General features: G+C 34.0%; 10 protein-coding genes and 1 pseudogene. All 11 read left to right on the top strand.

All coding sequences use genetic code 11. The features are described 5' to 3' along the window. The first annotated feature begins 70 nt into the window (after positions 1-70). The 11 genes and pseudogenes from FYJ58_RS06920 to FYJ58_RS06875 all read left to right on the top strand — a co-directional run bounded on the left by FYJ58_RS06920 (position 71) and on the right by FYJ58_RS06875 (position 12343). Positions 71-1249 (top strand): galactokinase, encoded by a 1179-nt coding sequence (locus FYJ58_RS06920; protein WP_154519001.1) that lies wholly within the window; start codon positions 71-73, stop codon positions 1247-1249. Between the two features lie 126 nt (positions 1250-1375). Further along, positions 1376-1915: pseudogene (locus FYJ58_RS06915) on the top strand (MerR family transcriptional regulator). Continuing rightward, a complete protein-coding gene (locus tag FYJ58_RS06910) occupies positions 1878-2777 on the top strand; it encodes an RNA-guided endonuclease InsQ/TnpB family protein (protein ID WP_331464167.1) in 900 nt (299 codons plus the stop codon). Before FYJ58_RS06915 ends, FYJ58_RS06910 begins: the two are co-directional and overlap by 38 nt. Continuing rightward, a complete protein-coding gene (locus FYJ58_RS15310) occupies positions 2755-2952 on the top strand; it encodes a zinc ribbon domain-containing protein (RefSeq protein ID WP_334296400.1) in 198 nt (65 codons plus the stop codon). Before FYJ58_RS06910 ends, FYJ58_RS15310 begins: the two co-directional genes overlap by 23 nt. A gap of 181 nt (positions 2953-3133) precedes the next feature. After that, the gene (galT, locus tag FYJ58_RS06905; protein WP_154519000.1) at positions 3134-4645 is read left to right on the top strand and encodes a UDP-glucose--hexose-1-phosphate uridylyltransferase; all 1512 of its coding nucleotides are present in this window, start codon (positions 3134-3136) and stop codon (positions 4643-4645) included. A gap of 66 nt (positions 4646-4711) precedes the next feature. Further along, positions 4712-6253: a Na+/H+ antiporter NhaC family protein gene (locus FYJ58_RS06900; RefSeq protein ID WP_154518999.1), complete on the top strand. Its 1542-nt coding sequence runs from the start codon at positions 4712-4714 to the stop codon at positions 6251-6253. Positions 6254-6621: 368 nt separating this feature from the next. Beyond that, a complete protein-coding gene (locus tag FYJ58_RS06895) occupies positions 6622-7746 on the top strand; it encodes a M23 family metallopeptidase (RefSeq protein ID WP_331464166.1) in 1125 nt (374 codons plus the stop codon). Between the two features lie 339 nt (positions 7747-8085). Next, complete coding sequence (locus FYJ58_RS06890; protein WP_154518998.1) at positions 8086-8955, top strand: MurR/RpiR family transcriptional regulator; 870 nt, start codon at positions 8086-8088, stop codon at positions 8953-8955. Position 8956: 1 nt separating this feature from the next. Continuing rightward, the gene (gene murQ, locus FYJ58_RS06885; RefSeq protein WP_154519057.1) at positions 8957-9868 is read left to right on the top strand and encodes an N-acetylmuramic acid 6-phosphate etherase; all 912 of its coding nucleotides are present in this window, start codon (positions 8957-8959) and stop codon (positions 9866-9868) included. 32 nt (positions 9869-9900) lie between these two features. Then, positions 9901-11331 (top strand): ABC transporter substrate-binding protein, encoded by a 1431-nt coding sequence (locus FYJ58_RS06880; protein WP_154518997.1) that lies wholly within the window; start codon positions 9901-9903, stop codon positions 11329-11331. Positions 11332-11467: 136 nt separating this feature from the next. Further along, positions 11468-12343 (top strand): carbohydrate ABC transporter permease, encoded by an 876-nt coding sequence (locus FYJ58_RS06875; protein WP_154518996.1) that lies wholly within the window; start codon positions 11468-11470, stop codon positions 12341-12343. Positions 12344-12352 lie beyond the last annotated feature (9 nt).

Here is a 12352-nt window from a genome sequence, read left to right as displayed (position 1 = left end):
AATGTTTTAAAACAAAAGATATGTTTTAAAAGTGTGTAGTAAAAAATGAATCGAAAGGGGATGTAGCGATATGTATGATTTATTAAAAAAATTTTATGAGGTGTTCGGAACGTGTGAACAGGAAACGGAAGCCAGAAAGTATTTTGCACCGGGAAGAGTTAATTTAATTGGAGAGCATACAGATTATAATGGAGGTCATGTTTTTCCATGTGCTTTGACAATTGGGACATTTGCTGTAGCAAGAAAAAGAAGGGATACTGCTTTAAGATTTTATTCTATGAATTTTGAACAATTTGGAGTGATTGAAAGCTCGGTGGAAGATTTGGTTTTTAGGGAAGAGGATGAGTGGACGAATTATCCAAAGGGTGTCATTTGGGCAATGAAGAAGAACGGGTATGAAATTGATTCCGGAATGGATATTTTATATTACGGTACAATTCCAAATGGTTCCGGTCTTTCTTCTTCGGCTTCTATTGAGGTATTAACTGGGTTTGTATTAAAGGATTTATTTCATGTGGAGATAAGTATGACAGAGCTTGCTTTACTTGGGCAATTTGCAGAAAACAACTTTAATGGGGTAAATTGTGGAATCATGGATCAATTTGCAATTGCAATGGGTAAGAAGGATCGTGCAATTTTTTTGAATACAGCGGATTTATCTTATGAATATGCGCCTGTAAACTTAGGGCATCAAAAGATTGTTATAATGAATACGAATAAAAAGCGAGGGCTTAGTGACTCGAAATATAATGAGAGAAGAAAAGAATGTGAGGAAGCCCTTTCAGAGCTAAAGGCTGTATTGGATATAAATACATTGGGAGAACTTTCGAAAGAAGAATTTGAGCAGTATAAGGATGCAATTCAGAGTGAGGTGAGAAAAAAGCGGGCAAGACATGCAGTTTATGAAAATCAGAGAACAATAGAAGCAGTTGAGGCTCTGAAAAGTAATAATTTAATTTTATTTGGGAAGTTGATGACAGAATCACACCTTTCGCTGAAAGAGGATTATGAAGTGACAGGGATAGAATTGGATACATTAGTTGAAGAAGCATTAAAACAAAAGGGGGTATTAGGAGCTAGAATGACGGGAGCCGGTTTTGGAGGATGTGCTGTTAGCATTGTAGATGACAATGAGGTGGAGCGGTTTGTCAAACAGGTTGGAGAGGCGTACAAGAAAAGAATTGGCTATGATGCGGATTTTTATGTTGTGGAAATTGGTGATGGTCCTTGTATACTTGAGGAAGTTTAGATTTTAATTTGTTGGAGAAGGCGGCAAACGGATAAATTAAACTTATAAAATGTTATAAATATCTGTTGAATTTTATAACTTATCTTGATAGAATAAAGTAATAAACATTATAAGGGGATTTTAATTATGAGCAAATACTATTCTATCAATGAATTTTCAAAGATTTTAGGAGTTTCAGCACAAACATTACGGAATTGGGACAATAACGGAAAACTTCATCCACATCATACTTCTGGCAATGGATATAGATATTATTCGCACGAATAATTGAATCAAGTGATGAATATAAAACCAAATCTTGATAGAATTACCATTGGCTCTGGAATCAATTATAAGAAAAAAGGATTAAAAGAACTGATTAAACGAATCTCTCAGAACAAAGTCGAAAAGGTTGTAGTTTTGTATCAAGATAGCTTATTACGATTTGGTTTTGAATTAGTTGAATATATTGCAAGTTTATATAATTGCGATATAGAAATAATTGATAATACTGAAAAATCAGAACAACAAGAACTTGTTGAAGATTTAGTTCAAATAATAACTGTATTCAGTTGTAAGTTACAAGGAAAACTTACAAATAAAGCAAGAAAACTTGTTAAAGAACTGATAGAAGAAGGTGGTGAAGACAATGATAAAAACAATTCGAGTAATGCTGATTCCAAATAATAAACAAAAAACTAAATTATTCCAATATGCTAATACGGCCAGATTTGCTTATAACTGGGCTTTGGGTAGAGAACAGGATAATTATAAAAACGGTGGTAAGTTTATATCGGATGGAGATTTACGAAAAGAATTTACACAATTAAAGAAGACAGAAGAATATGCTTGGTTAAATAAGGTTTCTAACAATGTAACCAAGCAGGCAATTAAGGATGCTTGTGAAGCATATAGAGATTTCTTTAATGGGTATACAAGGTTTCCACGATTTAAGAGTAAGAAACATTCCATGCCAAAATTCTATCAGGATAATGTAAAAATCCAATTTACAGACACGCATGTAAAAGTAGAAGGATTCGCTGCTTCGAAAAAGAAAAACAAACAAAAACTAAATTGGATCCGACTTGCAGAACATGGTCGTATTCCTATTGCAAATGTAAAGTACATGAATCCTCGTATAAAATATGACGGATTAAATTGGTGGATTACAATTGGAATGGAATACGAAGACAGTTCTGCTCTTCCATCAAACGAAGGAATTGGAATTGATTTAGGAATAAAAGATTTAGCAATCTGTTCGAATGGGCATAAATATCAGAATATAAATAAAACTCAAAAAGTAAAGAAATTAGAGAAAAGAAAACGCAGGTTACAGCGTTCCATATCAAGAAGATATGAGAAAAATAAGAAAGGAGAAAATTACTGTAAAACAAGTAACCTTATAAAAAGTGAACAAGAACTTTTAAAGTTAAATCACAGACTAACCAATCTTCGTCAAAACTATTTACGTCAAACAACATCTGAAATCATAAAACGAGAACCAAGTTTTATTTGTATGGAAGAATATTCCGATAATTATTGCAGATAGATTCTTTCCAAGTTCTAAACTATGTAGTTGTTGCGGAAATATCAAGAAAGATTTAAAGTTATCAGACCGTATTTACAAATGTGAATGTGGAAACGTGATAGATAGAGATTACCAAGCTTCTTTGAATCTAAAAAGATATGGAGAAACGACGTTAGAACAACAATCTGTATCCTAACACGTTCAAGTTAATGCAGATATGTACTGGTACGTTAGTCAGGAATTTACGCCTATGGAGTGTACAAGAACTTGTGAGTAGTATCTGGACTTATTCAGTACAAAAGCATACACATTGAAGTAGGAATGAAACATAAAAGTTTATAACTTTTTATAAGTTTTCAGTAACGGCGGGATAGAATATGGATTTTAGAAATGTTTATAAAAGAATTGGTCAGTTGGCAGATTATGGAATACAGATGAAATTAGTAGAAGCAGAAGATCGGATTTATATGATTAATCAACTGTTAGATTGTCTTTTGCTAAATGAATATGAGGAAGTACCAAATGATGGTCCGGAAGATGCTGATTTAGAAACAATTTTAGCAGATTTGCTTGATTATGCATGCGAAAAAGGATTGATAGAAGATAATATAACGGAACGAGATTTGTTTGATACAAAGCTTATGGGAATTCTTGTTCCAAGACCGAGTCAGGTGACGAAAAGATTTTATAATTATTATGGGGAATCTCCAAAGAGAGCAACGGATTATTATTATGAATTGAGTAAAAAAAGCGATTATATACGGAGCTACCGGATTAAAAAAGACATGAAATGGATTGCTTCAACGGAGTATGGCGATATGGATATTACAATTAATTTATCAAAGCCTGAAAAAGATCCTAAGGCGATTGCCGCGGCGAAAATGGCAAAACAGAGCGGATATCCGATCTGTCTTTTATGCAAAGAAAATGTAGGATATGCCGGTCGCTTAAACCATCCGGCAAGACAAAATCACAGAGTAATACCAGTTACAATTCAAAGTCAGACGTGGGGATTTCAATATTCACCTTATGTTTATTATAATGAGCACTGTATTGTATTTAATTATGAGCATGTACCAATGAAAATTGATCGGAATACGTTTGCAAAGCTTTTTGATTTTGTAAAGCAATTTCCCCACTATTTTGTAGGGTCGAATGCGGATCTTCCGATTGTTGGAGGTTCTATTTTGAGTCATGATCATTTTCAAGGAGGATGTTATGAATTTGCAATGGCAAAAGCACCAATTGAAGAACGATTTGTGATAAATGGATTTGAAGAGATTGAAGTCGGTCGTGTAAAATGGCCAATGTCGGTATTACGGCTTCGTGGCAATAAGACGGAACGCTTAATTGAACTTGGTGATAAAATTCTTTCTAAATGGAGAGAGTACACAGATGAATCGGTACAAATTTACGCATATACGGATGGGGAACCGCATAATACAATTACTCCGATTGCCAGAAAAAGAGGAGATATGTATGAGCTAGATTTGGTATTGCGCAATAATCTTACTACAAAAGAACATCCATTAGGGGTATTTCATCCTCACAGTGAACTTCATCACATAAAAAAAGAAAATATTGGATTGATTGAGGTTATGGGTCTGGCAGTTCTTCCAGCACGATTAAAAGAGGAGATGAGGTTATTAGGAGAGTATATTGTTGAGAAAAAAGAGATTCGTTCTTGTGAAGCGATTGCAAAGCATGCAGATTGGGTAGAAGATTTTAGCAAAAAATATGAAAAAATATCCAAAGAAAATGTAGAAAATGTGTTAAAAACAGAGATAGGAATCGTGTTTATGAAAGTGCTAGAGCATGCAGGAGTGTATAAAAGAGATGAGAAAGGACAAAAAGCATTTCAAAAATTTGTTGAAATTTTATGCAAATAATGTTACATTAATACATGTCTAATGAATATTATCAGATACTATGTGAAAAAGTAGGAGGAAATTATTATGGAGTTCGGGTGGTTATCAATTCTTCCACCAATCATCGCAATTGCGTTAGCTCTAATCACAAAAGAGGTAATCTCATCTCTGTTAATCGGTATTTTAGCAGGGTCACTGATTTATTCTCATGGTAACTTGATTGGTATGGTGGAAACAAGTTTTACCGTTATGGGCGACAAGATGGCATCCAATATTTTTATTGTCATCTTTCTTGGTTTGCTAGGAGCCTTGGTTGTCATTGTAACGAAGGGTGGAGGATCCGCTGCTTATGGAAATTGGGCAATTAAAAAAATTAAGAAGAGAAGCTCTGCTTCAATAGCAACAGCAATTCTTGGCTGTATTATTTTCATCGATGATTATTTTAATTGTCTTACTGTAGGTACAGTTATGAAGCCGGTAACAGATAAACATAGAATTTCAAGAGCAAAGCTTGCCTATCTTTTAGATGCGACAGCAGCTCCAATCTGTATTATTGCACCAGTGTCCAGCTGGGGTGCGTCTGTAGCGACTTATATTTCAGAAGCCAATATGGGAAATGGTATGACTACATTTATCCAGGCAGTCCCATATAACTTATATGCTATTTTGACAATTATTATGGTAATAATCATTTGTCGTACAAAGATACAATATGGACCAATGGCAAAATTTGAAAAAAATGCAATAGAAAAGAACGATTTATTTTCCGGAAATTATCCAGAAGGCGAAGAGTCTGTATCAAATCAATTGGGAGATAAAGGAAAGGTTTACGATTTGGTAATACCTATTTTATCGTTAATTATAATTTCCATTATTTCTATGATTTATACAGGTGGAGGCTTTAGTGGCGAAACAGGAGTCTTTGAGTCATTTGGTCAGTGTAATTCTTCCCTTTCTCTAGTATTGGGAAGTTTTGGGGCGATTGTTGTTACATTTATTCTGTATATTCCAAGAAAAATATTAAGTTTTAAAGCATTTATGGAAAGCATTAATGAAGGAATTCGTTCTATGGTTGGTGCTTACGTAATTTTGACACTTGCATGGACAATCGGAGGAATCTGTAGTTCTGAATATTTGGCAACTGGAGAATTTGTAGGCTATCAGGTGGCGACCGGAGGATTTCCAATTGCCATATTGCCATTTATTATTTTCCTGGTAGCCGGTTTTCTTGCTTTTGCGACAGGTACTTCTTGGGGAACAATGGCGCTATTGATTCCAATTGCAGGAACAATTTGTACAACGACCAATACACCGGAACTTACATTACCTATTTTAGGGGCAATTTTAGGTGGTGCGGTATTTGGTGATCATATTTCACCAATTTCAGATACAACGATTTTATCATCGGCTGGAGCAGGATGTAATCATTTAGATCATGTATCTACACAGTTAACATATGCTTCTACCGTTGCGGCTTGTTGTGCAGTTGGTTATTTGCTGATGGGAGTATTAGATACATTTATTATTCCAATGATTGTATCAATTGTTTTATTGGTAGGAACATTGATTATTCTTGGAAAACGTAGTGAGAAAAAGAATCCAATTGATTATTCTCATGTAAATCATTAGACAAAAAAATAAAGTAAATTCTGATAATAGAAAAAAGACATGCATCTTTTAAGCATAAAGATGTATGTCTTTTTTTGCTTTATAGGAAACCTCGTCTCCTATAAAGCAAAAACGCTCCGCGAGGATGTGCACAGATGCGAAAGGAGTATTGTTGCAAAAAGCATGCAACACGCATCTGGCACGCAAAGTGGAGCAAGTCCCTCATGAGTGAGAGATACAGGGAATTGAGGTGGAATTGTCCACTTTGTTCTAAATTTTAAAATTACTGTCTGTAAAAGGGACGTCATGTCCTTGAGACAGAAAAAAAGAGGTATAGAATAAAAAGATGTTTCATAAGATTTTATAACATTTTTTTGAGGTGGTCTGCAGTGAAAGTGTTTAAGAGAAAAAGCTGTTTATTTTTTGCTTTTACGATAGCTTCCGTTTTACTGCTTTTGTTTTTAGGAATAGATAGAACAAATAATTTACCTGTGTTTAAGGGTTTGAATCAGCAAGAATCGCAGAAGAAAAAAAAGAATTATATTAAATGGGTGGATTTTAATGTGACTTATGAAGCATTAGACCAGGCATACCGATATGATGTTGAGTTGCATGATACAAAAACGCCTGTTCATTGGATTGAGTTGCTGGCATACTTAGGAACAAAGTATGGTGGGAATTTTTCTTCTTATCAAGAGAAAGATATGTGTGATTTGGTAGAAAAATTAAAAGGAAAAGAAACGATAAAAACACTGACAAAGGACATGAAATATTATAAATATTATTATGAGGTATATTCGGCTGTATTAGGTGGCTATGTAGGTGAATATGAAATAGCAAAAAATAAATCTACAGATAATATAATTTCGACAAATCGAAAGAAAAAGGGGAAAAAACAAAATACGATTTTTGAAAAAAGATATGGATTAAAAGCATTTTTGCCAATTGCGAAAGGTTTTGGTTATTGTGAATACGATGATTTTGGAGCATCTAGAAGTTATGGATATAATCGACCTCATTTAGGGCATGATATGATGGGGTTAATTGGAACACCAATCATTGCAGTTGAATCCGGCTATGTCGAAGCAATCGGATGGAATCAATATGGAGGATGGAGGCTTGGAATTCGAAGCTTTGATAAAAAGCGCTATTATTATTATGCACATCTTAGACAGAATGCACCATATGCAGAAGGATTAAAAGAAGGGAGTATTGTAACAGCGGGTGATGTTATCGGTTATATGGGACATACTGGATATAGTGCAAAAGAAAATGTAAATAATATCGACTGTACTCATTTACATTTTGGTATTCAGTTAATCTTTGATGAATCACAAAAAGAGGGAAATAATGAAATATGGATTGATTGCTATGCTTTAACAAGGTTTTTAAGTAGAAACAGCAGTGAAACAGTGAAGGTAGGGGATAGCAAGGAGTGGGTTCGGGTATACGAGATGAAAGATCCTATCATAGAAAAGTATGTTGATAAAATAAGAAATAGAAAAATACAATAGTTTGTTTCCTGATGATGATTCTATTAAAATGTTATATTTAAGTATATGAAAGATGACCATATTTAGAGTGGGTGCATCGTTCTATCGTCTGATTTGATGATTTTGCGACACCCACTTTTTGTTTTTTAAAGAATTAATTAGAGTAAATTTTCTTTTTTTTACATAAAAAATAACAAAATGAACCAAAAACTGAAACAAAGTACCATAAACAATAGAAAAGATTGATTTATTTGTTTCTATCAGTATAATAGTACCTATGAAACAAAAGAAAAAATAAAAAAATTAAACTATATGCACAATAAAAAAATATCCTATAGGAAAAAGGAATGTGAATATTGAATGAAAAGTGTAATTGTTAAATTTCGGGAATATTTAAAACAAGCAAGTAGTACGGAACAAGAAGTGATTCAGTATTTATTGGAAAACCCAAAAGAAGTAGCGGAAATGAGTATTCGTGAATTGTCAAAAAGGACATTTGCATCGCCGTCTACGATAACAAGACTATGTAGAAAAGCTGGATTTGAACAATATAAAGAGTTTCAAAAATGTTTGTTGTATGAAAATGCGATACGAAAAGAGGCGATTGATGAATTAAATTGTGAAATACAAAAAGATGATTCTTCCGAACGGTTGGTAGAAAAAATTATTTATAAAAGTATTGCTTCCTTAGAAGATACAAAAAGTTTAGTTGATATTGAAGTATTAGAGCAGAGTGTAGATTTACTTTACAAAGCAGAAAAGATTGTTTTTTTTGGAATGGGTGCCTCACTTTTGGTTGCAAAAGACGCATATTTAAAATTTTTACGCGTTAATAAAACGTGTATGGTAAATGAAGAATTTCATACACAGCTTGTTTTAGCTAAAAATATGACAAAGAAAGATGTAGCAGTTATTGTTAGTTATTCTGGTATGACAAAAGAAGTAATGGAATGTGCAACCATTTTAAAAAATGCACAAGTTCCCATTATTGCAATTACCTCTTTCCATGAATCACCGTTATCAAGACTTGCTGATTATTGTCTATATGTTACAGCGACAGAATTTAATTTTCAAACAGGTAAGTTAGGTTCAAGACTTTCACAGCTTGTTGTGATTGATATGTTGTATGTTTCGTATGTACAAAAGGACTATGAAAGATGTATGGGCTCATTAAAAAATACTTACATAGAGAAAAAGGAAAGAAAAGATACGAGGGAAGGAGATGAGTGATTTGGTAAAACTAGATCGGCTAATGACGGAACAGCGAAATGAACATACGATGAAATTAGACGAAATGACACCTTATGAAATTATTCAAACGATGAATGAAGAAGATTATCATGTAGTAGAAGCAGTAAAAGACGCTTTACCAATGATAGAGCAAGCAGTTCTTCGGGCAACGGAAAGCTTGGAACAAGGTGGACGAATTATCTATGTTGGAGCTGGAACAAGTGGACGAATTGGAGTATTAGACGCAGTGGAATGTCCACCAACTTTTGGAGTTCCTTATGAAATGGTTGTTGGATTAATTGCTGGAGGAGAACAAGCGTTTGTCAAAGCAAAAGAGGGCGCAGAAGATAGCTTTGAACTTGGAAAAGAAGATTTACAAAAAATTAAGCCTACTTCTTCGGATGTTGTAATTGGACTTGCAGCGAGTGGTCGTACCCCATATGTAATTGGAGCATTACGCTATGCAAAGGAGGTAAATGCAAAAACAGTTGCAATTTCTTCTAACAAAGACGCAGAGATTTCCAAAGAAACAGATTGTGCCATTGAACTTTTAACAGGGGCAGAAGTTTTAACCGGTTCAACAAGATTGAAAGCTGGGACGGCAGAAAAAATGGTATTAAATATGATTTCTACAGCTAGTATGGTAGGAATTGGAAAAGCTTATGAAAACCTTATGGTTGATGTAAGACAAACAAATCAAAAATTAGTCACTCGTGCAGAAAATATAGTAATGGAGGCAGTTCATTGCTCAAGAGAAGAAGCAAAGGAGGCACTTTTAGAAGCAAAGGGCGAAGCAAAACTTGCAATTACAAAAATGTTATTAAAATGCGATATTGAAACTGCAAAGACATCTTTGTCAGAGGCAAAGGGGAAAGTAAAGGTTGCCGTATCAAAACGGAAAATAATAGAGTAACTAAAAATTAAGCATAAAAAAGGAGGATTCTAATGAGAAAAAAATTATTAAGCTTTATGTTAGTTGCAACAATGACTACCAGCCTGCTTATGGGTTGTGGAAACAGCAACACAAATGGTAGTGGAGAACAAGAGGGGGGAACAGCAGCAACAAAAAAAGATGTTGTAACAGCGTTATTACCACCGGTATCGGCTACTTACCAAGATAAAATCAATACTTATATTGAGGACTTCAATAAAGAGAATGAGGATATTCAAATTGAAGTAACAACAGCCAGCTGGGAAGATGTGACACAAAAATTAGATGTTCAGGTAAATGCGGGTTCACCACCAGATATTGCATTTATCGGTTCTTCAGGCGTAACAAAATATCTCGATACAGGAATGGCAGTTGATATTTCTAAATATGCTGAAGAGGGAATGCTTGAAGATTTTGATGAAAATATTTTAGCTTATTTCAAAAATGGAGAAGGTGTTTATGGATTACCAGCCTATTGTGAAGTACAATGTATCGGTGGTAACAAAGAGATGCTTGAAAAGGCTGGAATTGATTGGAAAAAGATTCAACAAGAAGGCTGGACATACGATGAATTTAGAGAAAGCATTAAAAAAGGTGTTATAAAAAATGGAGATAAGATTAATACTTATGGTTTCCTATTTGCTTGTTCAGGAGTAGCAGCGAAAGATTATTTTAGTATTTTTGTTAAAAACGCTGGTATGCCGGCAGTATTTGATAAAGAACTTAAATATGCTTACACAAGCAAAGATATGCTTAGTTTCTTAAAAGATTTAAGAGCTTTAATTGATGACGGTTCTATGCCAAAAGAACTTAGTTCGATTGATGCTGGTAAACGTTGGAATATGATGCTTACCGGTCAAACAATGATTACAGGAAAAGGATTATCTTCTTTTGAAAAATCTGCCCGTGATAATACAAAATTATTAGAAGCAAAAGATAGCAATGCAGTAGAAAATAGTATTCCATTAGATTATGTTGTTCTTCCGGTTCCTGTATTTGAAAATGGACAGCAATCCGCATATGGTGCAATTGATGGTTATATTTGCTTAACAGGTGAAAAAGAACCAAATGAAGAACATCTTAAAAATGTTGCAAAAGTTGCTTATTATTTAGCAAGTGGAGAACGTGCAGCAAATACTTGTCAAGAATTATACTTAAAACCAATTTGTGAAACAGGTCGTACAGAATATGACAAACTTCCACCAATTGAAGATAAAAATGAAAATAATACAAAGGCAGTTGAGCTTTTAACAAAACAAGTAGCTGAAGCAAGACCGGATATTCCAGCAGATTTAGGAGCAAAAGCAATTAAGATTGAAGATGAAGTCATTGTACCTAAATTCCAAGGATTATTATCTGGAGAAGTAACACCAGAAGAAATGTATCAGGCGATTGTTGATACAGCACATGATGTATTCGGTGAGGACGGCTGTGTAAATGATTAAGAATTAATTTGACAGGTGAAATAAGGGTGTTACAGCTTACAATATCTTGGAGTTCATAGGTTTAATTGTAAAGCTGTAACCCTTTTTTCACATTTTCTACAAAGGGGTTTGCTTAGAAAGAGAGAGGAGTGAAGCGATGAAGAAGATGAAAAAAGATACTATGTGGGCATATTTATTTATACTTGTCCCACTGTGTACATTTACTATTTTTACATTATATCCAGTTGTTTCGGCTGCGATTACAAGCTTTCAAAAATATAGACCACTTGGTTCTGAATGGATAGGTTTTACAAATTATATAAATACCTTTAAAAATTCATTGTTTTATAAGTCCCTAAAAAATACACTTGTATATACAGTAATGACTGTTCCTGTTGGTATGTTACTTTCTTTTACAATTTCTATTATGATTTTACCATTTAAAAAACGAATCCAATCTGTATTTAAAGCAGCATTTTATTTACCGGCAATTGCTTCTGGTGTAGCACTTTCTTTTGTATGGAAATGGATTTATGACCCACTTCCTTCTGGATTATTGAATAGCGTTTTTCATATATTTGGAATTAGCAATCAAAACTGGCTTGGTAGTGGAAAGACGGCGATGATATCACTTGTTATTATGGCAGTATTTGCCGGTCTTGGTGGAAACATTATTATTTATATTGCAGCACTACTTGGTATTGATCCGTCTTATTATGAGGCAGCAGACATGGATGGTGCTACTTTTATTCAAAAGATTCGATTTGTTGTTTGGCCACTTGTAAAGCCAACGACAATCTTTTTAACAATTACAAGCGTAATTAATGGGTTTCAGTCCTTTCAAAATGCGTACTTAATGACAGGTGGAGGACCGGATAATGAAACAACAATGGCAGGTTTATTAATTTTTAATCGTGCATTTAAGTATTTTGAATATGGCGAGGCTTGTGCACAAGCACTTATACTTGCAGGAATTATTGCAATCTTTGCTATATTACAATTTAAATTAAGTGCAAATGATGTGGAATATTAGGAAGGAGGC

Source organism: Velocimicrobium porci (assembly GCF_009696045.1).
Lineage (GTDB): Bacteria > Bacillota > Clostridia > Lachnospirales > Lachnospiraceae > Velocimicrobium > Velocimicrobium porci.
This window is presented reverse-complemented; position numbering and strand designations above follow the sequence as displayed.

What these genes read in the sequence shown, in the direction of transcription:
- FYJ58_RS06890 (WP_154518998.1), top strand. Translation starts at nt 8,086, where the DNA reads ATGAAAAGTGTAATTGTTAAATTTCGGGAATATTTAAAACAAGCAAGT.
- galT (WP_154519000.1), top strand. Translation starts at nt 3,134, where the DNA reads ATGGATTTTAGAAATGTTTATAAAAGAATTGGTCAGTTGGCAGATTAT.
- FYJ58_RS06880 (WP_154518997.1), top strand. Translation starts at nt 9,901, where the DNA reads ATGAGAAAAAAATTATTAAGCTTTATGTTAGTTGCAACAATGACTACC.
- FYJ58_RS06910 (WP_331464167.1), top strand. Translation starts at nt 1,878, where the DNA reads ATGATAAAAACAATTCGAGTAATGCTGATTCCAAATAATAAACAAAAA.
- FYJ58_RS06920 (WP_154519001.1), top strand. Translation starts at nt 71, where the DNA reads ATGTATGATTTATTAAAAAAATTTTATGAGGTGTTCGGAACGTGTGAA.
- FYJ58_RS06875 (WP_154518996.1), top strand. Translation starts at nt 11,468, where the DNA reads ATGAAGAAGATGAAAAAAGATACTATGTGGGCATATTTATTTATACTT.
- FYJ58_RS06900 (WP_154518999.1), top strand. Translation starts at nt 4,712, where the DNA reads ATGGAGTTCGGGTGGTTATCAATTCTTCCACCAATCATCGCAATTGCG.